Source organism: Tenacibaculum ovolyticum DSM 18103, from assembly GCF_000430545.1.
Lineage (GTDB): Bacteria > Bacteroidota > Bacteroidia > Flavobacteriales > Flavobacteriaceae > Polaribacter > Polaribacter ovolyticus.
Map to the genome: position 1 here is coordinate 71,313 of NZ_AUMF01000019.1, position 22,578 is coordinate 93,890.

Here is a 22,578-nt window from a genome sequence, read left to right on the forward strand (position 1 = left end):
GAAATTTTATTATTTAGTTTATTAGTGCGCGTAATTATTTTTCTGATAACGTCTTTAAGATACCAGATAACTTATTACCTCCTGATTGTAATGCTGAAACAACATTCTTAGCAGGTGATTGTAATAATGAGATAATATCTCCAATAAGTTCTTCTTTAGACTTAATGTTAACAAGTGCGTCTAATTGGTCATCTCCAACATAAACTGACTCTTCAACAAAAGCACCTTTTAATAAAGGCTTGTCTGATTTTTTTCTGAACTCTTTGATAACTTTTGCAGGTGCATTTGACACCTCAGAAATCATCATTGAAGTATTTCCTTTTAAAGCATTTGGTAAATCTCCAAAGTCTTTATCAGAAGCTTCCATTGCTTTTGAAAGCAATGTGTTTTTAACAACAGCTAATTCTACGTTAGCTTTAAAACAAGCTCTACGTAAGTTAGATGTAGTAACTGCATCTAAACCAGAAATATCTGCTAAATAGATGGTACTTGTATCTGCTAATCTTGCTGTTAAATCTTCTATTACTTGTAATTTGTCTTCTCTTGTCATAATTAAAAGTTTAACTGTCTTATAAAGACACAGATTTTTCATCTACAGCAACACTAGGACTCATAGTAGAAGACATAAAAATACTCTTTATATAATCTCCTTTAGCCGCTGTTGGCTTTAGTTTAATTAACGTTTGTAATAACTCATTTGCATTTTCTTGAATCTTCTCAGCATCAAAAGATACTTTTCCGATTGCAGCGTGTACAATACCAGTTTTATCAACTTTAAAGTCAATTTTACCAGCTTTAACTTCTTGTACTGCTTTTGCAACATTCATAGTTACTGTACCTGTTTTTGGGTTAGGCATTAAACCTCTTGGTCCTAAAACACGACCTAAAGGACCTAATTTACCCATAACACTTGGCATAGTAATAATAACATCAACATCAGTCCAACCTCCTTTAATCTTTTGAAGATATTCATCTAATCCAACATAATCTGCACCTGCTGCTGTAGCTTCTGCTTCTTTATCTGGAGTAACTAATGCTAATACTTTAACATCTTTACCTGTTCCATGTGGTAATGTTACAACTCCACGTACCATTTGATTTGCTTTACGAGGATCTACTCCTAAACGTACTGCTAAATCAACTGATGCGTCAAATTTTACATTTGTAATTTCTTTAACTAAGGCTGATGCATCTTTTAAGCTGTAAACTTTAGAGCTATCTACCTTAGAACGAGCTTCTTTTTGCTTTCTAGTAATTGCCATTTCTAAATATGTTTTAAAGTTTAAGCAGGTGCATTACCTGTTACTGTTAATCCCATAGAACGAGCAGTTCCGGCAATCATTTTCATTGCAGATTCGACTTTAAAGGCATTCATATCTACCATTTTGTCTTCTGCAATTCCTCTAATTTGATCCCAAGAAACACTTGCTACTTTTTTCCTATTTGGTTCTCCTGAACCCTTCTTAATTTTGGCCGCTTCTAATAATTGTACTGCAGCTGGTGGCGTTTTTACAACAAACTCGAAAGATTTGTCTTTATAAACGGTAATCACAACAGGTAATACTTTACCTTGTTTGTCCTGTGTACGAGCATTAAATTGCTTACAGAACTCCATGATATTAACACCGGCAGCACCTAAAGCGGGTCCAACTGGTGGCGACGGATTCGCAGCACCTCCCCTTACTTGTAGTTTAACTAATTTACTTACTTCTTTTGCCATTGTTTAAGATTTAATGATATGTTTAAAATGGAAGCTTCAAACACATCTAAATATAGGTGTAACGATTATATTTTTTCTACTTGCATATAGTTTAACTCTAATGGTGTTTTTCTTCCAAAAATCTTAACCATTACTTCTAACTTACGCTTTTCCTCATTAACTTTCTCAACTGTTCCGTCGAATCCATTAAAAGGCCCGTCAATTACTTTTACTGTTTCACCAGTGTTATAAGGAATTGCGATGTTTTCATCTTTTACAGAAAGTTCATCAACTTTACCTAACATTCTGTTTACTTCAGATTTACGCATTGGTACTGGTTCACCACCTTTAGTTTCACCTAAAAAACCAATAACACCTGTTACTGATTTTATTACGTGAGGTACTTCTCCTGCTAAATTAGCTTCTACCATTACATAACCTGGAAAGTAAACTCTTTCTCTGTTAACTTTCTTTCCGTTTCTTACTTGAATAACTTTTTCTGTAGGTACAATTACTTTACTTACATAATCAGACAATCCAAAACGAGCAATTTCAGTCTCGATATAAGTTTTCACCTTATTCTCTTGACCTCCAACAGCTCTAACGACATACCACTTCATCACCGATTCAGCCATGGTCTATTGATTAAACATTTGAAAAAAATTATCTAATCCTGTTTGAAAAACTTTATCTACTCCTGCTACTACTAAAGCAAAGACAATTGTAAATGCAGCAACAACTACAGTAGACTTTTGTGCTTCTTCTCTAGAAACCCATGTCATATTTGTATTTAATTCTTCGAAAGAACCTTTGATGTATTGTATAAAGTTATTCATGTCATTATTCTTTTAACGAGCTGTGATTTAATACCACAGCTCGTCTTAATTATGCACGGACGGAGAGATTCGAACTCCCGACACCTGGTTTTGGAAACCAGTGCTCTACCGCTGAACTACGCCCGTATTTTTTTTAAAAGGAGTCTCTCATTTAAGAGACTCCTTTATATATATTATAAACTAATAATTAGTCTAAAATTTCAGTTACCTGACCTGCACCTACTGTTCTACCTCCTTCACGGATAGCGAACTGTAAACCTAAGTTTAATGCAATTGGCTGAATTAAATCAACTGTAATAGTTAAGTTATCTCCAGGCATAACCATTTCAACTCCATCAGGAAGCATAATGTTTCCAGTTACATCAGTTGTACGTACGTAAAACTGTGGACGATAGTTGTTATGGAATGGAGTGTGACGTCCACCTTCTTCTTTCTTTAATACATACACCTCAGCCTTAAACTTAGCGTGTGGAGTTACAGAACCTGGCTTACAGATTACCATTCCTCTTTTAATATCTTCTTTTGCAATACCTCTTAATAAGATACCTGCGTTATCTCCAGCCTCACCTCTATCTAAGATTTGACGGAACATTTCAATACCAGTTACTGTAGAAGCTAATTTCTCAGTACCCATACCGATAATATCTACTGCATCACCTGAATTGATGATTCCAGTTTCAATACGACCTGTAGCAACTGTACCACGACCTGTAATAGAGAATACATCTTCAATAGGCATTAAGAAATCCTTTTCAGTTTCTCTTAAAGGCTCTTCGATCCACTCATCAACCTTAGCCATTAATTCTAAAACGGTATTAACCCATTTTTCTTCACCATTTAAAGCACCTAAAGCTGAACCAGCAACAACAGGACCATTATCTCCATCATATTCATAGAAAGATAATAATTCTCTTACTTCCATTTCTACTAACTCAAGTAACTCTTCATCATCAACCATATCCACCTTGTTTAAGAAAACAACCATACGTGGAATACCTACTTGACGACCTAATAAAATGTGCTCACGAGTTTGTGGCATTGGTCCATCTGTTGCAGCTACTACTAAAATAGCTCCATCCATTTGTGCAGCACCAGTAACCATGTTCTTTACGTAATCGGCGTGACCTGGACAGTCAACGTGTGCGTAGTGACGGTTTTCTGTTGCATATTCTACGTGAGAAGAGTTAATTGTTATACCTCTTTCTTTTTCTTCTGGTGCATTATCGATTTGATCAAAATCTCTAGCTTCAGAGAATCCTGCATCAGCTAATACTTTAGTGATAGCAGCAGTTAATGTAGTTTTACCGTGATCTACGTGACCAATAGTTCCAACATTTAAGTGGGGCTTCGAACGATCGTAAGTTTCTTTTGCCATGATTATTAATTTTAATTCTTAGTTAAATATTTAGTGTTACTTTAAATTCTTTTTTAAAAAAACTCTAAAAAAGAGCCAATGACCGGATTTGAACCGGTGACCTCATCCCTACCAAGGATGCGCTCTACCAACTGAGCTACACCGGCGTGGACAATAATTTTAGAGCGAAAGACCAGGTTCGAACTGGCGACATTCAGCTTGGAAGGCTGACGCTCTACCAACTGAGCTACTTTCGCGTATTTTTAAAATCTTTCATCAATAATCAAAAGTTGAAGCTTGATGTATTAACTAATCGATTTTAAAAAAGTGGGGAGAGCAGGATTCGAACCTGCGAAGTCGTAAGACAACGGAGTTACAGTCCGTCCCAGTTGGCCGCTTTGGTATCTCCCCTTTGGTTTTTTAATAGTATGTTTAAGAACGTCTCTCTTAATTTAAGAGCCAATGGAGGGACTCGAACCCACGACCTGCTGATTACAAATCAGCTGCTCTAGCCAGCTGAGCTACATCGGCTTTTATTGTCATAAAAAACAATCCGCTATTTCTAACGGACTGCAAATGTATAAAGTAATTTTTAAACTTTAAAACTTTTTATGAATAATTTTTATATTTTTATGAAACTAAGGAATCCCTAAGCTTTTCTTTCGACTTCTTCAGACTTCTTTTTAAAGAATCAACCGCAATGTTTACGCCTTCTTCAAAAGTTTTATTTGTTTTTTTAACAATTATCTCATCACCTGGTATATTTATTTTAACCTCTGTGATTTTATTTTCTTTTTCACTAGTTTTCTGTACTTTTAAAAAAACTTCTACATCAACTATCTTATCATGAAACTTCTCTAAACTCCCTATTTTCTTTTCTATATAATCTATTAAACTTTTATCTGCTGTAAAGTTTACTGACTGTGTGAATACTTTCATAATTTTTCAATCTTTTATTTCGACTCTCTAGGATGAGCCATGTTATACACTTTTTTTATCTGCTCCAAGCTATTATGCGTATACACTTGAGTAGAGGCTAAACTTGAATGCCCTAGTAATTCTTTAACCGAATTTAACGACGCACCGTTATTAAGCAAATGTGTAGCGAAAGCATGTCGCAATATATGGGGACTTTTTTTTGCTTTTGTTGACACTCTACTAAAGTACAAATTAATTATTCGGTACACAAGAGTTTCATAAATTTTAACCCCTTTTTTTGTTACTAAAAGCTCATCTACCCCTTCCAACCTATCACTTCTTTTTAAGCTTAGATATTGATTTAAAGTATCTAAAACTGACGGCAACAACGCCACAAATCTCTCTTTATTTCTCTTCCCTAAAACTTTAATCACTTGCTTAGCAAAATCAACATCCTTTTCTTTTATATTAATTAGTTCAATTCGTCTCATTCCTGTTGAATATAATAACTCCACAATCAATCGATTTCTTACTGACTCAAAATCATCTCCTTCACGTAAAAGTTTTAAAACCTGCTCTACCTCGCCTTCATCAAACGGTGTTTGTATTTTTTTTTGAACTTTTAAAGCTTTGTGCTTTGCTAATGGATTAAGCTCAACTTCTCCAATCTTCTGTAAAAAACTATAAAAAGTCTTTAAAGAACTCATTTTCCTATTAACACTTCTATTTGAGACACCTTTATTAACAAGAAAAACTATCCAAGTTCTAATTTGATTATAATGAACTTCCTCTATTTCATTTTGATTAAATTCCGTTATACAAAACTCTTTAAACTTAATTATATCGACACGATATGCATTTATCGTATTCTTCGAATAGTTTCTTTCATGTTCTAAGTATTTTAAGAAGGCAGTAATAAGCATCAGTCTTGTTTTTACAAAATTAAATATACAAAAAAACCTGTATTGACATAATCAATACAGGTTTTACATTTTATAAGTAAGCAATATTAACTTACTTCTTCTTTCGTTCTTAATCCTTGAACGTAAGAGGCTTTTTTCATTTGAGCACGTTTAACAACAGACGGTTTATTGAACTGTTTCTTATCACGTAATTGTCTTAAGATTTTTACATCTCTAAACTTTCGTTTGTAACGTTTTAACGCTCTATCGATATTCTCTCCTTCTTTAATTGGAATAATTAACATGTGTTAGCACCTCCCTTCATTCTAGTCTCTAAATTTTTATTTTTAGGACTGCAAATGTAATGAGTCTTTTTTAATTAACTGTTATTTATTTATTTTATTTAAAAGGTATTTAAAAAACTATGTTGCAGGCTTATATTCTTTCTTATCTATTATCATTTTTGCGATAATTTCTTTTAAGATTTCAGATGTACCTCCACCAATCGGCCCTAAACGGCTATCTCGTAACAAACGTGCTAATGGGTACTCTTCCATATAACCGTAACCTCCTAATAGTTGCAATGCATCATAAATAACTTCATCTGCCATTTTTGTAGATAACATTTTACTCATACTTGCTTCTTTAACGACATAAACTCCTTCATTTAATCTTTTAGTAATTGAATAATTATATTCTCTACACATATCAACTTTAGAAGCCATTTCTGCAACTTTATGACGTAACGCTTGAAACTTATCTAATGTTTTACCAAACGCTTCTCTTTCACTCATATAATTTATCACATAATCTACAGCGTACTCAGCTCTTGCATGTGCATTAATTGCCATTATTAAACGCTCTAAAGCAAAATGCTGCATGATATATGGAAATCCCTTTCCTTCATCTCCCATTAAGTTCTCTGCAGGAATTATCACATTATCAAAAGCAATTTCTGCAGTATCAGAAGCTCTCCAACCTAATTTATCTAATTTTGTCGAAGAAATTCCTTTAGTATCTCTATCTACAACAAAAATACTCATTCCTTTATGTTTATCTTCTGGATCTGTCTTTGCTGCAACAACTAAATAATCAGAATACACACCATTTGTAATAAATGTTTTAGATCCATTAATTATATATGTGTCTCCTTTTTTAACAGCTGTAGTTCTCATACCTGCTACATCACTACCACCAAAAGGTTCTGAAATACATAAACACCCTATTTTATCTCCATCTATACTAGGAGTTAAATATTCTTTTTTTATTCTATCGTCTCCTTCTTTATTTAAATGAGTCATAGCTAAATAAGCGTGTGCCCACATATTAGCTGCAAAACCACCTGAGTTTATTTTCTGTAATTCCTCTAAAAAAATAACAGTATAAAAAAGATCTAAACCTAAACCTCCATATTCTTCTGGTTGATTTAACCCGAAATACCCCATTTCTCCAAATTTCTTCCATATGAAACGTTCTACTGTTCCGTCTTTTTCCCATTTATTAATATGAGGTACTACTTCTTTTTGCAAAAAATCTTTAAAGCTTTGACGAAAAAAGTCGTGCTCTTCAGTAAAATACATACTGTTCATAATTATATATTCTGTTTGTTTGTTGTTTGTTTATTCCGCTTTCAAATATAAAACTATTCTATCGTATTTCTTAATTGGAAAACTATCAATGTTTTTTAACTCTAAAATGTCCTGAAACTCTGCTATTTCATCTCTATATTCTAAAATATCCTTACACAAATCATAATCAATGTATGGATTCTTTAACAATTCTTTAAACGTAATAGTGTTAATATTTACTTTTTTAATCTTTGGTTTCTTGTAAACCTTAAATGTTTTTAAAATTCTTTTTACAGTGATTTTTTCTACCCCCCAGACTTCATAAACTTGAGATTCATAAGAAAACCCCTGTAGCTTCCTCCTATATTTTACAATCCTCTCAGAAATCACTTCTCCTACTCCACTTACAGCTTCAAAATCTTGTTGATTTGCCTCATTTATATTAGCTGTTAGGGGTTTATATGAATTCTCCACCACATCACTAACTTTATTAGCTACAACACTAGAATTTGATTGTTTTTTTAACTTATCTCGCTTATTAACCCAATCTGGGAATTTAAATAAAGGAGACATTTTACTCAACAAAGTATCAGATACTTTTGTTATTTTCTGAAATTCTTTTATCGAGTTTACAAATTTGTTTAACTTTCTATAAGCATGTAACCTATCGATCTCCTTAGTAGTCATTCCTAATTGATATCCTTTAAAATCAGTAATATAATTAGGATTAAAAGTATATTTTTTTGGCTTTCTTTTTTCTAGTGCTTCTTTTTTTAAACTATCAATTTTATTCTGAAATTCTACTAGCTCTGGTGAATCTAAATCTATCATTTTTTTAGATGAGAAATCAACAAACACATAAATAACCTGAAGAACAATTATAAGTAATAGCAAAAAGAAAATCCCATTTCTTTGGCGTTTATTATACCAGAAATGGGATTTAAATACTTTCATTATTTATGTACTATGCGTTATTTTCTTTAATCGCTTTTAAATATCTAGTTAACTCTTCTTTTACTTTTGGATATAAGAAGAATAAACCTACAACATTTGGTACTGCCATTGCAAAAATCATCGCATCTGAAAAATCTGTTACAGCTCCTAAACTTGCTGCTGAACCAATTATCACAAATAAACAAAATAAGATTTTATATGCATAATCAGCAGCTTTTGAACGTCCAAATAAGAACATCCAACCTTGTAAACCATAATAAGACCAAGATAGCATTGTTGAAAATGCAAATAATACTACTGCTATTGTTAAAACATAAGGAAACCAAGGTAGTACTGAAGCAAATGCTTTTGATGTTGCTAAAACACCATCTGGCGATTTAGTACCATATGTCATAATACTTCCATCACCGTTTGTAATAATAATCACTAAAGCTGTCATTGTACAAACTACTACTGTATCTATAAACGGCTCTAATAAAGCAACTAACCCTTCTGATGCTGGGTATTTCGTTTTAACTGCTGAATGAGCAATTGCTGCTGAACCAACACCTGCTTCATTTGAAAATGCTGCTCTTTGGAAACCGATAATTAATACTCCTAAGATACCTCCTGAAATTCCTTTTGCATTAAATGCTCCATCCCATATCTGAGCAAATGCATTACCTATTTGAGAAAAATTCGCTGCTAAAATAACTATTGCTGCTAGGAAATAAATTCCTACCATAAATGGAACAATTTTTTCTGTAATATTTCCAATTCTTTTAATTCCTCCGATAATTACAATTCCAACTAATACAGCCATAACAACTCCAAAAATCAAAGCAGTTGATAAATCATTAGAACCAATCATACTTCCAAATTGCTGTGCTGCTTGGTTTGCTTGAAACATGTTACCACCTCCAAAAGAACCACCAATTACCATAATAGCAAAAAGAACAGCTAATACTTTACCTAATCCGCTTTTACCAACATCAGCTAAACCTTTTCTTAAATAATACATTGGTCCACCGTAAATGGTTCCATCTTCACCTACATCTCTATATTTTACACCTAAAGTACATTCAACAAATTTCGAAGACATTCCTATTAAACCTGCAACGATCATCCAAAAAGTAGCTCCTGGCCCTCCTAAAGATAAGGCTACTGCAACACCGGCAATATTACCTAAACCGACAGTACCTGATAAAGCTGCTGTTAAAGCTTGAAAATGCGAAACTTCTCCTTCTGCTCCTTCTACTCTAATTGTTTCAATAGCATCTCCTCCTGGTGTAGGGTCTCCAGCCATAACATCTGAAGTAACATGGTCAACATCATCATATTTACCTCTAACAATATTTATAGAAGTAGGGAACAATCTAATATTTACAAATTTAAATAATATTGAAAATATTAATCCCGCTGATAAAAGCATTATAATTACTAAAGGCATTTTAACTCCCCCTCCTAAGTTTACTGAGTAAAAAACGAATCCTCCCCAAGCATCTGCGACAGGTTTAAACCCTTCATTTATCTTTTCTGCTAAACCTTTTTCTTGTGCAAATGTTAACATTGGTGTTATTAATAACAACAACGTAATAAGTCTTTTATTCATAATATACTATGTTAGTTTTTATGTTTGTAGTGCGCAATATCTTAAAAAATTGAACTTTCAACAAGTTTTAATCGTTAAATGTACTTTTTAAGGTTAGCTTTTCTTTAAATTTTTGTAAATCTTCTTTAAATGATTCTGGGAAAAAATTTAATACCTTATTAGTTTTCGTTAAATCAAATCCAGTTTTAACTGGCCTAATTGCTTTTTGATTTAATTCTGCTGTAGAAATTGGCTTTATCAAATTCTCATCTAAATTAAAAACTTCTGCAATCTGTTTTGCTATTTCATAAATACTTAATAATGTATTCGACGAAATGTTAAAAACCCCTGTAGTTTTATTGTCAATAGATAACTTACAAGCCAATGCTAAATCTTCTACGTATGTTGGCATACGATACTGATCATTAACTATCGTAATTTGCTCTTTATTTTCTAAAGATTTCTTTACCCACAACACAATATTACTCCGTGTCATATCAAAAACTTGCCCATAAACTAAGATAGTTCTAAGAATAGTATAGTTTATATTAGATGTAGTTAAAATCTTTTCTGATTTTAATTTAGATAATCCATAATAACTTAATGGTTTTGGTTCGTCTATTTCTTTGTAAGGACCATTCTCACCATCAAAAATAAAATCAGTAGACAAATGAATTAAATGCGTGTTTTTTTCTTCAGAATATTCTTTTAGATATCCTACTACATCAATATTTAATTTATCACACGCTGCTTTATTATCTTCACAAGCATCAACATTTGTCATTGCTGCTGTATTTACAATAATATCAGGATTACATTCTCTTAATTTTTCAAGAAGTACAATCTTATCAGTAATATCAATAGAAACATATTTAAAATCATTTCTTCCACTTCTATTTCCTCCTCGAGAAAAACCTATTACATTATATCTTTGTTTTTCTTTTAATAATAAGTTCACTAGACTTTGTCCTAACAAACCGTTACTTCCGGTAATAACAATATTCTTCATTAAAACAATTCTCTTAATTTAACTATCTGTTCTGGGCGTCCTAATACAATTAAATTTGCTCCAGCTTTAAGCGCAACAGATGCTTCTGGGTTTATAATATATTCTTTATCTAGTGTTCTATAACCTATAACTGTACATCCAGTTTTTCTACGTAGATCTAAATCTAAAATAGTTCTATTTAAATATTCTTTTGGTAAATTATCTATCGATATTTCTTCAAGGTTTGCAGTAGTATCTCCTTCTATTGTTAATCTATCTACAAATTCAATTACATCTGGAGTAACTACTAAAGAGGCCATATGAGCACCTCCTAACTTGTCTGGCATAATTACATTATCAGCTCCCGCAATTTTAAGTTTACTGTATGAGGTTTCTTTTGATGCTCTACTTATTATTTTACAGTTTTTATTTAACTGACTTGCTGTTAATACTACAAATAAATTATCCGCATCAGAAGGTAATGCTGTAATTAAATTATCTGCATTTAAAATACCTGCTTTTAATAACGCCTCATCAGTTGTTGCGTCTCCTTCAATATTTAGTATTCCATTCTCATCTAACTGTTTTATAATATCTTCATACTTCTCTACAACCACTAAATCCTTTTTATAGCTTTTTAGCTTCGCAATAGCCTGTTTACCGTTTCTACCATAACCACAAACAATAGTATGTCCTTTTAGTTTCTCTATTTTTTTTTGCACTTTTTTTATTTTTAATTGATGAAAAAATTGCCCGCTTATTAAATATTCAGAAAATGATGATACAGCATACCCAAATATAAATAAGCTTGATAATATTAAACCGATTGTAAATATTTTTTCTCCTGTACCGAATGGGTGAACTTCTCCAAAACCTATCGTAGTAATGGTTATTATTGTCATATATAATGCATCAATAAAAGAGTAATCGAACAATATTAAATATCCTCCTACGCCTATTGATAAAATTAATACAGAGAAAAAGATTGCTTTGTATAACCTTGATTTAAATACTTTTTTAATCATAAATCAAAAACAGAAGTTCTTTTGGTGTGAATCATATCTTTTAAACGTAATAAAAAAGCCAAGGTTAAATAAACACCAAATGATAAACCAATAGTTACAAACGACATATAAATAAAGAATAAGCGTACATTGGTAGCTCTCATTCCTAGGCGGTCAGCAAATCTAGAAGACACAGCAAAACCATGACGTTCAAAGAAATGACGAACTGAGTGAATAATTTTCATCTTAATTCATTTTAACTGCAAGATACCAATTAACTATCATTTGTTTGTAACATCGGCTTTAAAATAAATTTGGTTTCTGTAACTTTGCTTTTTTGGTAAAATTCTCACTTTGAAAGAACAAGAGTACATAGAAGTATACGGAGCAAGAGCTCACAATTTAAAAAACATCGATGTTAAAATTCCTCGTGAAAAGTTAGTCGTTATTACTGGTTTAAGCGGTAGTGGAAAATCATCATTAGCTTTTGATACTATTTACGCTGAAGGACAGCGACGTTATATAGAAACTTTTTCAGCCTATGCTCGTCAGTTTTTAGGAGGTTTAGAAAGACCTGATGTTGATAAAATAGATGGATTATCTCCAGTTATCTCTATTGAACAAAAGACTACAAACAAAAGTCCACGATCAACAGTAGGTACAATTACAGAAATTTACGATTTTCTTCGTTTACTTTTTTCTCGTGCCTCGGATGCTTATTCTTTTAATACCAATGAAAAAATGGTTAGTTATTCTGATGAACAAATCAGGCAGCTAATTTTAAAAGATTTTAACGAAAAGCGTATTGCTATTCTTGCTCCTTTAATTAAATCTAGAAAAGGTCATTATCGTGAACTTTTTGAACAAATTTCTAAACAAGGTTTTGTTAGGGTTCGTGTAGATGGAGAAATAAAGGAAATCGAAAAAGGTATGAAGCTAGATCGATATAAAACCCACGATATTGAGGTAGTTATTGATCGTTTAGTTGTTAATGAAAAATCTGATAAACGTTTAGAAGAAACCATTAAAACAGCTTTATATACTGGTAATAATATTTTAATGGTTGTTGATGTTGACGATGAGAAACCTCGTTACTTTAGTCGAGAATTAATGTGTCCTACTACCGGAATAGCATACCCTAATCCTGAACCAAATACATTTTCTTTCAATTCACCAAGAGGTGCCTGTTCAAATTGTAACGGACTAGGTACTACCAATGAAATTAACGAACAAAAAGTAATTCCTGACCATACAGTTTCTATAAAAAATGGAGGAATTATTCCTTTAGGAGATCAAAAAAGCAGCTGGATTTTTAAACAACTTCAAACAATTGCTGACAGACATAATTTTAAACTTACTGACCCAATAAATAAAATTCCGGCAAATGCTATGAATATTATTTTACATGGTGGTAATGATAAGTTTGAAATTAACTCTAAAGATCTTGGCGTAACTAGAAATTATGAAATTGATTTTGAAGGAATTATAGCTTTTATTGAAAATCAATATAAAAATGCAGAAAGTAGCGCTATTAAGCGTTGGGCAAAAGACTTTATGGATGAAGTTAAATGCTCAACATGTAATGGTAATAGATTAAAAAAAGAAGCCTTGCACTTTAAATTCACTAACAAAAGCATTAGTGATTTAGCGCAGATGGATATTACTGAATTAGCTGCTTGGTTTGAAAATATTGAAAGTAGCCTTTCAGAGAAAAAATTAAAAATAGCTTCTGAAATTTTAAAAGAAATTAGAACCAGAATCCAGTTTTTATTAGATGTTGGTTTAGATTATTTAACTTTAGATAGAACTTCTAAATCTCTATCTGGTGGTGAAGCTCAACGAATTAGATTAGCGACTCAAATTGGCTCGCAATTAGTTGGTGTATTATATATTTTAGATGAACCAAGTATTGGTTTACATCAACGTGATAATGAGAAATTAATTAATTCTCTAATTAAATTACGTGATGTTGGTAATTCTGTTTTAGTTGTTGAACATGATAAAGACATGATTGAGCAAGCTGATTTCGTTTTAGATATTGGTCCTGGAGCAGGAATACATGGAGGAAAAATTGTTAGCGAAGGTACTTTTGAAGATTTAAAAACGCATAGCACCTTAACAGCTGACTATTTAACCGAAAGAAAACAAATCACTGTACCGAAAGAACGTAGAAAAGGTAATGGAAACTTTATTAAACTTTCTGGTGCTACTGGAAACAACTTAAAAAACGTCTCTGTAAAATTTCCTTTAGGACAAATGATTTGCGTTACTGGAGTTTCTGGAAGCGGAAAATCTACCTTAATAAACGAAACTCTATATCCTATTTTAAATGCTCATATTTATCGTGGCGTAAAAAAACCAATGCCTTATAAAAAAATTGAAGGCTTAGAGCATATTGATAAGGTTATTGATATTGACCAATCTCCTATTGGACGAACACCTCGTTCAAATCCCGCAACCTATACAGGTACCTTTGGTGAAATTAGAAGCTTATTTGCAAAAACTCCTGAAGCTGCAATTAGAGGCTATAAACCAGGTCGTTTTAGCTTTAATGTAAAAGGTGGTCGTTGTGAAACTTGCCAAGGTGGTGGAGTTCGTGTAATTGAAATGAACTTTTTACCAGATGTTCATGTAGAGTGTGAAACTTGTCAAGGAAAACGTTTTAATAGAGAAACTTTAGAGATTCGCTATAAAGGAAAATCAATTTCCGATATATTAAATATGACTATTAATGAAGCTACCGACTTTTTTGAACTCATACCGAAAATATATCGTAAGTTAAAAACAATTAAAGATGTTGGTCTAGGCTATATCACTTTAGGTCAGCAATCGACTACGCTCTCTGGTGGAGAAGCACAGCGTATAAAACTAGCTTCAGAGTTATCAAAAAGAGACACTGGTAATACTTTTTACATTTTAGATGAACCTACCACAGGTTTACATTTTGAAGATATACGTGTTTTAATGGATGTTTTAAATAAACTAGCTGACAAAGGAAACACGGTGCTTATTATTGAACATAATATGGATGTTATTAAACTTGCCGATCATGTTATTGATATAGGTATGGAAGGCGGTAAAAATGGAGGTAATGTTCTTGTTACTGGTTCTCCTGAAAAAGTAGCAAAACATAAAACCAGTTATACTGCAAAGTTTTTGAAAAAGGAATTAAAATAAAAATTATTACATGTCTTAATAATCTTAAAAAGACATGTAATAATTATAAAGCTACTACTTTAATATGTTTTCTTTTCATTTAGAAGTACTAATTATCTAACTTACTTAATAATTCTTTAGCCTCTTTATGTTTAAAATAAGAGTTTTTAATAACAAACTTCAATTGTTCTTTAGCCTCTTTTAATTGATTAGATTTCACAAATAACAAACTCTTATACCAATATCCCTTTTCAGCATCAATTAAGTCGCTATTAATTAAATTATCTAGTGTTGCTTTAGCCTCATTATATTTACTTAATTCTATTTGAGAAATAGCAATATATAAATATATAGAAGCCTTATTTTTATTTTCAGGCAATACTTTCAAAAAAATAGGTAAGGCTTTACTATAATTTTTATCATTAAAATAAGTTTCGCCTATAGCTAAATCTTTAACCAGATTCACTTCACCTCTACTAATATTAGAATGCAATTCACTTGTTTGTATATATACCGCATACAATTCATTATGTGAATAATTTGTTGTGTAAAACAAACTATAAACAGCAATAAGTATCGCTACACTAGCGGCCGCTATATAAGATAATTTTAAAGCCCTCTTTTTAGGTTTACTATACTCTTCATAAGCCATTGAAATAGCTTCTTTTGTTTTTTTTACATCATCGCTTTTAAAAACACTTTCTAGAGTTTTCAACTCTTCTGAATTAGTATTTTCAATAAAACTCCAATCCTTTTCGTTGAATCTTTCGAACAGCTCTTTTTCGAAAAGTACTTTTTCTTTAAAACTATCATCATTTGACATTCTTTCTAAAAAATCCTTTTCTTCATATTCAGAAAGCGCTCCTTTTAAATAGTTTTCTATTAATAAATCTTCTTCTAAACTCATAATTCTTTTAATGAATTATATTTAATATCTTTTTTAATTAATTCGGTAAGTTTTTTCTTACATTTAAAAACTCGTTGACGAACTACAGTTTCTGAATTATAGTCTGTACTTTCTACTATCTCTGCATATGGTGTTTTTGCAAAGAATAACGTTAGTATTTTTTTACAATTTTCAGAAATTTGACCTAGCTTTTCTACAAACAATTCTTGCCTCTTTAACTCTAAATACGCTAAAGAATTATCTTGATCTTCACTTACTAGTTCAATAACTTCACTATCTGTTACCTTCTTTTTTGATTTATTTAACTCTCTACGCCATAAATTTTTACAAACAGTAAACAAGTAAGCATTAAAACTTGTATTTATTTGAAATCTTTCTTTTTTATATCTTACCGTTATTTGCAATAATGCTTTTTGAAAAACATCTTCAGCATCTGCAATTTCTCCTTTATTTTGAAGCACAAATTTTTTCACAGAAGGATAATTCTCATTATAAATAAGAATTATTTTTCTAGAATTTCCATCAATAAGTGCTTTTAAAAAAATGTCCCCCATTATTTTATTTTTTTTTATTGATGCGCTAAAATAAACTTTTATACTTTAGCGGGTAACTTTTTTTAAAATGATGAACTAAGAAGAAGAAAAACAAAATATTTTACACTATGAAAAAATTCAATTTAGCATTAAAATTTACGTTATTATTTATAGCTTTTTTAACCTTTAATTTCGCATCTAAAACAAGTAACAATTTAACAACAAAAACTAACCTCTCTGAAACAAACATCTCTAATTACTCAAATCAGTTAGTTATTTTTTACTCCCCTCTTATTAATAATTCAGAAAAAGCTCAAATAAGAGCCTGTATTAGTAGCCAACTAAATGCCCCTATCACTAATATTTATAATTGCCCTAATGGCTATGAAATTTTAACTTTTGATTTAATAAGGTTTGAACTTGAAGGGCGTATTGGTTTTGGTATTGATGATGATGAACAAGAAAAAGGTTTAACTAGAGTGCAATTAAACGAAATTTTTGCTCCTTGCGGTAACAATTTTAATTTTGGTATACATGAAGGAAATTGTAACACCATTAACTTACTTTTCTATCAAAATTAATTTTCATGAAAATATACTATCCACTTCTTTTTATGCTATTTTATTCTTTTTATGCTAATGGTCAGTTAAAAACACATGAAGATTTAACAGAAAAAAAAGCGGATAGTATACTAAATCTATATGTAAAAAACAGTACCTACGCAAAAATAGCGCATGATATTTCTCTTTTTTTCAATAAAAAAAAGAAATACTTTCTTGCCATTAAATATGGTAAAATAGAAGTAAGTACTCTTGAAGAAAAAGGCCTTGACAACAACAAGAAGTATTCAAACGCTTTATATAACATCGGTAAATTTTATGCTCGGTATGAAGACTATGACAATGCCATATTATATTATGAAAAAGTAACAAAAACTAATCACTACCCTTTAAAAAAAGCGCAATCCTATTGTGAACTAGGCTATTCTTATAGATTAAAAGGAGACCTATATAAGTCCCTTTTTTTCTTTCAGAAAGGGATTCCTTTAATAAAAAAACATGCTAAATTAAAAACCTATATTGCCCAGTGTATTAACTTCTCTTTAACAACTCAAGAACTAAATACAAAAGAAAGTAATCGGTTAGGGCTTTTTTATTTAAAAAAAGGAGATAGTATAATACAACAAAATCAGTACCTAAATATTTCTAAATATACCTATCCTTTAAATATAAATTTGGGGAATTTATACTCATCCAAAAAATCATATAATTACAAGAAAGCTAAGCTTCATTATTTAAAAAATTTAAACAACGCTATTCTTGAAAAAAATGAAAAATTTATTTCTGCCTCCTATCTAAATTTAGGTGAGTTATATTTAAAAAAGAGAAACGACAGTTCTTTTTTATTTTTTAAAAACAGTATTAAATTTAATACTAATCAAAAAAATATAGCTTCTGAAGCCTATAGAAATTTAGCGGATTACTATATTGTAAAGAAAGATTTAGAAAAAGCTTTAATTAATATTCAAATATCTTTAAATATTAGCTTTAAAGCGAAAGAAAAAGATGCTTCTACATTATCAGAAAACTCCTTAATTGATGTTATAGATAAAAGGAATGTAATTAGAGCTTTAAAAAGTAAAATAGAGATTCTTATTTATTTATTTAAAAAAACTAACAATTCTGACTACTTAAATAAAGCTATTAACACGGTTAATCTAACAGATAAGTTAATAACAGTAATAATAGAATATAGTACTGAAAATAACTCTCATTTTTTATGGAGAAAAGAAATTTCTAATATTTACAAGCTTGGAGTACGTATATCTTATTTATTAAGCAACGACTCTTTAATGTTTAGTTTTATGGAAAAAAATAAAGCTTTCTTATTAACTGTTGATATTAATAATAATATTAAAAACTTTAACCTTCCATTAAAAACAGCTGCTAAAAAACTTCTTTTTAAAAAAAATATTCTACAGCTAGAAAACGAAAAACAGACAACCAAAACAAAAGATTCATTATTTAATTTAAAAGAAAAATATACTTTTTTTAAAGATTCTATTCAAAAAAAACATCCTCAGTATACCTATTCTAAAAAAAGTAGAGAATTACTTTCTTTAGATAAAGCAACTGAACAGCTTCTTGAAAATAAAATTATAGTATCCTATACTTTAAATAATTTTAATTCTGATAAAGAAAAAACTTCTTTGTTTGGCCTGTTAATCTCAAATAAAAAAAGCATTCCTTTTAAAATTGAAAAAGCAAAACATTTTTTAAAATTACTAAAAAACTACAAAACTCTTATTTCTAGACCACTCATAAAAAAGAGTGAATTAAAAAGATTTAAAGACGTCTCTTACTCTCTTTATGAATTACTATTTCCATCAAAAGAGATTAGAGAAATTATTAAGAATAAAAATGTAACTATTATTCCTGATATTGACTTTGAAAACATTCCTTTTGAAGCCTTAAATACAAATAAAAAAGGTTTAAATTATTTACTAGAAAATTGTAACATTAATTATGTATATTCTTTTTCCTTTCTAAAGTTTAATTCAAAAAGAGAAAGAAAAACAACAAATGACTTTATTGGCTTTGCTCCTATTGATTTTATCAATTCAAAGAGTCCTCAATTAAAACATTCAAAAAAAGAAATAGAAACCATTGGTAGTTTATTAAATGGTGAAATTTACATTTATAATAAATCATCTAAAGAAAACTTTATCAATAAAAGTTCAAATACAAAAGTGATTCACTTAGCAACCCATGCAACGTTAAACCATAATCCTTCTATAGCTTTTTACAACAAAGAACTTAAACTACACGAACTATACACCTATAAAAACAATGCAGACTTAGTTGTTTTAAGCGCTTGCGAAACCAATTTAGGAGATATAAAGCCAGGTGAAGGTGTTTTAAGTCTCGCTAGAGGATTCTTTTATTCAGGAGCAAAATCTGTAATCTCATCTCTATGGAATGTAAATGATAAATCAACAACTTCTATAATGACTTCTTTTTACAAGAACCTAAAAGGTGGTAAATCAAAATCATTAGCATTAACCAATGCAAAACGAGAATATATTAATAATCATTCATTATCAGAAAAGTCACCTTACTATTGGGCCTCTTTTGTATTAATTGGTGATAATGGGAAAATGAATTTAACAAACCATAACTACCTATATATAACACTATTAGTGACTACATTAATCTTTTTTTTATTTTTTTATTTAAAAAACAAAAAAAGAGGGTAACATAAGTTAAGTTATTGAACAGTATAGAAACTAAATATTTTTATACTTTGAAAGATACATTAATTAACTTAGTACAACGTTTATTAAAAAATAATCAAATATCTTTTGATAAAGAAGAACTTTCTTTTCAGATACAAAGTCATCCTTCATACCCTAGCTTACATGCTATAACAGGAGTTTTAGATCATTTTAACATCGAAAATGTAGCTGCTGATGTACCAGTAAATGCAGAAATTCTTTTACAACTACCTAATTGTTTTATAGCACAAGTTAATACTGAACAAGGTAAAAATTTGGTTACTGTAGAAAAGGAAGGAACTAACTGCATTATATATAACACAGAAAATAAAAGAGAGAGAGTTTCTAAAAATTATTTTCTTAAAAATTTTACAGGTATTATTGTTGCTGTAGAACAATCTGAAGATAGTACACAACTAAAAACAAGCTTTAATATTACCAAAATTATTGCACTAATTGCTTTAACTTTACTAACCTCATTTTTAATTTACCTAAACACATCTTCTTTATATGTATTTATATATTTAATATTATCTATAATTGGTATAATAATTAGTGTAGCAATCATAAAACAAGAATTAGGTTTAAAAACAACTATAGGTGATGCTTTTTGTTCTGGAACTGATGAAAAAAAAGACTGTGACGCAGTATTAACTTCTAAAGGAGCTGAAATATTTAAAAACTACAAATTAAGTGATTTTAGTATTCTATATTTTACTGGATTAACACTCTTAACTTTTTTTCAAACCATTAATCCGGCAATTTCATATACTACAAGCTTAATTGCAATTCCAATTACCTTATACTCTTTATATTACCAATATGCGATTGTAAAAAAATGGTGTTTACTTTGTGTAAGTATTGTTGGGGTTTTATGGCTACAAGCTTTAATCCCTATAATTACAAATACTTATGTTACTAATTTTATAATCACAGATGTTGTTATTTTTAGTTTAGTCGTGTTAGTCACCTGGTTATCTTGGCACTACTTAAAACCTTTATTTACCAACCTTAATCAGTTAAAAAAGGAAAAAATCGAATATGTAAAGTTTAAAAGAAACTATACCTTATTTGATAGCTTATTACAAAAATCACCACAATTAAATACTCAAATAGAAAACTGTAAAGAAATAATTTTTGGAAACCCAAACTCTAACTTAGAAATTGTAATAGTAACCAACCCATTTTGTGGACATTGTAAGCCAATTCATAAACACATTGATGAAATATTACAGAGATATCACCAAAATGTAAAAATAATTACTCGTTTTACTATTAATACCGAAGATGAAAAAAACGACTTAGTTAAAATAACAAGTAGACTATTAGAAATATACGACAAAAAAGGAGAAATAATTTGCATTAAAGCAATGTCTGAAATCTATGAAAACGGAGATACTGAAGCTTGGTTAAAAAAGTGGGGAAATTGCAATAACACAAAATATTATGTTTCTGAATTAGAAAAAGGAAGTAATTGGTGTAAAGTAAATGCTATTAATTTTACTCCTGAAATTTTAATAAACGGAAAATCATTCCCTAAGGAATATAGCAGAACAGATTTAACCTTCTTTATTGAGGAATTAGAAGAAAACTGTAAACCATTAGTAATGGTATAAATTTATAAAAAGAGTAAAGCCTAAGAAGGCTTCATCTTTTAAACAAAATTCTCTCGCGAGGAATAGACACATACAGTGAGTGTCTTTAAATGTTCACTGAATAAATAATGTTAATATTTTAATTATGAAAAAATCAATTTTAAATTTAGGAAAATCTTTAAGTAAAACAGCTCAAAAAGATATTTTTGGTGGATCCACTGTCCCCGTCAATGAAGATGGTGACGGTGGAGGTGGCGATAGTCTAAAATGCTATTGTAATGGAACTACTTATCCTGTAGCCCATTGTAAATGGTGCACATGGAAGTGTGGTGCTGGTAAAATTGAAGATTGTCGTTAATACAACATAGTAAAATTCGAGGTTTAGATAAAAAAAAGACACATACAATAAGTGTCTCTAAAAGTTCCTCGTAAAAATTAATTTAATATCTTAGTTATGAAAAAATCAATTTTAAATTTAGGAAAAGTTTTAAACAAAACAACTCAAAAAGATATTTTTGGAGGGTCTATTTTCCCTACTTATGAAGGTGAGAACACTTGTAAAGGAGCTGATGACCGTGCAATATGTCATAGAGATCAAACTAGTACAAACAATTGTTGTAACTCATGTGTTAACATTGGCAGTTTAGGTATTGGATGGTGTAAATAATTTACCATCATTTTAAAGTTCTTATAAATAGAACAAGTGATTTATTTAAGGAGGTAATAATTACCTCCTTATTTTTCTAAAAATTATTCATTGAAAAAATTTCCAAATTACAAACAAACTGAAGCCAAAGATTGTGGACCTACATGTATAAAAATCATAGCTAAACACTATGGTAAAACTATTAATACCCAACAATTACGTAAACTAAGTGAAACCACTCGGGAAGGTAGCAGTTTACTTGGTTTAAGTGATGCTGTGGAATCAATGGGGTTCAAATCTTTAGGGATAAAATTATCATATAATAAACTGCAAGAAGCTCCATTACCATGTATACTGCATTGGAATAAAAATCACTATGTAGTACTTTACAAAATAAAAAAAGACACCATCTACATTTCTGATCCTGCTCATGGATTAATATCTTTTACCAAAGAAGAGTTTATTCAATCTTGGATTGGAAATAATGCTAATGAAAATACTGAAGAAGGCATTGCGCTATTAATAGAACCTACTCCTCATTTTTATAATGAAGAATTTGAAGAAGATGAAAAGTTTGGATTCTCATTTATATTCAAATACTTATTCAAATACAAAAAATTTATAGTCCAACTAATTATCGGACTACTTGCAGGTAGTTTACTGCAATTAATACT

24 protein-coding genes and 5 tRNA genes are annotated in these 22,578 nt (G+C 30.2%); 7 read left to right on the forward strand and 22 right to left on the reverse strand.

What is annotated here, in order from left to right; translation table 11 throughout:
- Positions 1–34: 34 nt before the first annotated feature.
- The 20 genes from rplJ to H518_RS0107645 all read right to left on the reverse strand — a co-directional run bounded on the left by rplJ (position 35) and on the right by H518_RS0107645 (position 12,038).
- Positions 35–550, reverse strand: coding sequence for a 50S ribosomal protein L10 (gene rplJ, locus H518_RS0107550; protein ID WP_028888491.1), 516 nt, complete (start codon positions 548–550; stop codon positions 35–37).
- 19 nt (positions 551–569) lie between these two features.
- Positions 570–1,262 carry a 50S ribosomal protein L1 gene (rplA, locus tag H518_RS0107555; protein WP_028888492.1) on the reverse strand — a complete coding sequence of 231 codons (693 nt, stop codon included), beginning with the start codon at positions 1,260–1,262 and terminating at the stop codon, positions 570–572.
- Positions 1,263–1,282: 20 nt separating this feature from the next.
- Complete coding sequence (rplK, locus tag H518_RS0107560) at positions 1,283–1,720, reverse strand: 50S ribosomal protein L11 (RefSeq protein WP_028888493.1); 438 nt, start codon at positions 1,718–1,720, stop codon at positions 1,283–1,285.
- 65 nt (positions 1,721–1,785) lie between these two features.
- The gene (nusG, locus tag H518_RS0107565) at positions 1,786–2,334 is read right to left on the reverse strand and encodes a transcription termination/antitermination protein NusG (protein ID WP_028888494.1); all 549 of its coding nucleotides are present in this window, start codon (positions 2,332–2,334) and stop codon (positions 1,786–1,788) included.
- 3 nt (positions 2,335–2,337) lie between these two features.
- Complete coding sequence (gene secE / locus H518_RS0107570; RefSeq protein WP_028888495.1) at positions 2,338–2,535, reverse strand: preprotein translocase subunit SecE; 198 nt, start codon at positions 2,533–2,535, stop codon at positions 2,338–2,340.
- Between the two features lie 54 nt (positions 2,536–2,589).
- Positions 2,590–2,661: transfer RNA gene (locus H518_RS0107575), tRNA-Trp, on the reverse strand.
- Between the two features lie 61 nt (positions 2,662–2,722).
- On the reverse strand, positions 2,723–3,910 hold the full coding sequence (tuf, locus tag H518_RS0107580; RefSeq protein ID WP_028888496.1) for an elongation factor Tu: 1,188 nt from the start codon (positions 3,908–3,910) through the stop codon (positions 2,723–2,725).
- Positions 3,911–3,983: 73 nt separating this feature from the next.
- Positions 3,984–4,056, reverse strand: a tRNA-Thr gene (locus H518_RS0107585).
- 17 nt (positions 4,057–4,073) lie between these two features.
- A tRNA-Gly gene (locus H518_RS0107590) sits at positions 4,074–4,146 on the reverse strand.
- A gap of 71 nt (positions 4,147–4,217) precedes the next feature.
- A tRNA-Tyr gene (locus tag H518_RS0107595) sits at positions 4,218–4,300 on the reverse strand.
- A gap of 46 nt (positions 4,301–4,346) precedes the next feature.
- Positions 4,347–4,420 (reverse strand) — tRNA-Thr (locus H518_RS0107600).
- 99 nt (positions 4,421–4,519) lie between these two features.
- Positions 4,520–4,828 (reverse strand): ribosome hibernation-promoting factor, HPF/YfiA family, encoded by a 309-nt coding sequence (hpf, locus tag H518_RS0107605; protein ID WP_028888497.1) that lies wholly within the window; start codon positions 4,826–4,828, stop codon positions 4,520–4,522.
- A 14-nt stretch (positions 4,829–4,842) separates the two neighbouring features.
- Positions 4,843–5,730, reverse strand: a complete 888-nt coding sequence (locus H518_RS0107610; protein ID WP_028888498.1) for a tyrosine-type recombinase/integrase — start codon at positions 5,728–5,730, stop codon at positions 4,843–4,845.
- An 86-nt stretch (positions 5,731–5,816) separates the two neighbouring features.
- Positions 5,817–6,014, reverse strand: a complete 198-nt coding sequence (gene rpsU / locus H518_RS0107615; RefSeq protein WP_028888499.1) for a 30S ribosomal protein S21 — start codon at positions 6,012–6,014, stop codon at positions 5,817–5,819.
- A gap of 117 nt (positions 6,015–6,131) precedes the next feature.
- Positions 6,132–7,298 (reverse strand): acyl-CoA dehydrogenase family protein, encoded by a 1,167-nt coding sequence (locus H518_RS0107620; RefSeq protein WP_028888500.1) that lies wholly within the window; start codon positions 7,296–7,298, stop codon positions 6,132–6,134.
- Between the two features lie 30 nt (positions 7,299–7,328).
- Complete coding sequence (locus tag H518_RS0107625; protein WP_240472505.1) at positions 7,329–8,108, reverse strand: ComEA family DNA-binding protein; 780 nt, start codon at positions 8,106–8,108, stop codon at positions 7,329–7,331.
- 133 nt (positions 8,109–8,241) lie between these two features.
- On the reverse strand, positions 8,242–9,822 hold the full coding sequence (locus tag H518_RS0107630) for an alanine/glycine:cation symporter family protein (protein ID WP_028888502.1): 1,581 nt from the start codon (positions 9,820–9,822) through the stop codon (positions 8,242–8,244).
- Between the two features lie 67 nt (positions 9,823–9,889).
- The gene (locus H518_RS0107635; RefSeq protein ID WP_028888503.1) at positions 9,890–10,810 is read right to left on the reverse strand and encodes an SDR family oxidoreductase; all 921 of its coding nucleotides are present in this window, start codon (positions 10,808–10,810) and stop codon (positions 9,890–9,892) included.
- The gene (locus H518_RS0107640; RefSeq protein WP_028888504.1) at positions 10,810–11,814 is read right to left on the reverse strand and encodes a potassium channel family protein; all 1,005 of its coding nucleotides are present in this window, start codon (positions 11,812–11,814) and stop codon (positions 10,810–10,812) included. The genes H518_RS0107635 and H518_RS0107640 overlap by 1 nt, the downstream gene beginning before the upstream one ends.
- Positions 11,811–12,038, reverse strand: coding sequence for a hypothetical protein (locus tag H518_RS0107645; protein ID WP_028888505.1), 228 nt, complete (start codon positions 12,036–12,038; stop codon positions 11,811–11,813). The genes H518_RS0107640 and H518_RS0107645 overlap by 4 nt, the downstream gene beginning before the upstream one ends.
- Before the next feature lie 109 nt (positions 12,039–12,147).
- Here H518_RS0107645 and uvrA point away from each other — a divergent pair, with 109 nt between their 5' ends.
- Positions 12,148–14,970: an excinuclease ABC subunit UvrA gene (gene uvrA, locus H518_RS0107650; RefSeq protein WP_028888506.1), complete on the forward strand. Its 2,823-nt coding sequence runs from the start codon at positions 12,148–12,150 to the stop codon at positions 14,968–14,970.
- Between the two features lie 88 nt (positions 14,971–15,058).
- Here the strand turns inward: uvrA and H518_RS0107655 are convergent, their stop codons facing one another.
- Entirely contained in the window at positions 15,059–15,856 is a 798-nt protein-coding gene (locus tag H518_RS0107655; RefSeq protein WP_028888507.1) for a tetratricopeptide repeat protein, read from the reverse strand.
- The gene (locus H518_RS0107660; RefSeq protein WP_028888508.1) at positions 15,853–16,410 is read right to left on the reverse strand and encodes an RNA polymerase sigma factor; all 558 of its coding nucleotides are present in this window, start codon (positions 16,408–16,410) and stop codon (positions 15,853–15,855) included. The genes H518_RS0107655 and H518_RS0107660 overlap by 4 nt, the downstream gene beginning before the upstream one ends.
- Positions 16,411–16,517: 107 nt before the next feature.
- Here H518_RS0107660 and H518_RS0107665 point away from each other — a divergent pair, with 107 nt between their 5' ends.
- The 6 genes from H518_RS0107665 to H518_RS0107690 all read left to right on the forward strand — a co-directional run.
- Entirely contained in the window at positions 16,518–16,970 is a 453-nt protein-coding gene (locus tag H518_RS0107665) for a hypothetical protein (RefSeq protein ID WP_028888509.1), read from the forward strand.
- A 5-nt stretch (positions 16,971–16,975) separates the two neighbouring features.
- Positions 16,976–19,645 (forward strand): CHAT domain-containing protein, encoded by a 2,670-nt coding sequence (locus H518_RS0107670; RefSeq protein WP_081411168.1) that lies wholly within the window; start codon positions 16,976–16,978, stop codon positions 19,643–19,645.
- A 47-nt stretch (positions 19,646–19,692) separates the two neighbouring features.
- Positions 19,693–21,279 (forward strand): vitamin K epoxide reductase family protein, encoded by a 1,587-nt coding sequence (locus H518_RS0107675; RefSeq protein WP_028888511.1) that lies wholly within the window; start codon positions 19,693–19,695, stop codon positions 21,277–21,279.
- A 124-nt stretch (positions 21,280–21,403) separates the two neighbouring features.
- Positions 21,404–21,616: a hypothetical protein gene (locus H518_RS0107680; protein ID WP_028888512.1), complete on the forward strand. Its 213-nt coding sequence runs from the start codon at positions 21,404–21,406 to the stop codon at positions 21,614–21,616.
- Between the two features lie 96 nt (positions 21,617–21,712).
- Positions 21,713–21,925 carry a hypothetical protein gene (locus H518_RS0107685; RefSeq protein WP_028888513.1) on the forward strand — a complete coding sequence of 71 codons (213 nt, stop codon included), beginning with the start codon at positions 21,713–21,715 and terminating at the stop codon, positions 21,923–21,925.
- Positions 21,926–22,015: 90 nt separating this feature from the next.
- The coding region (locus tag H518_RS0107690) for a cysteine peptidase family C39 domain-containing protein (protein ID WP_028888514.1) at positions 22,016–22,578 on the forward strand (563 nt) is incomplete at its 3' end.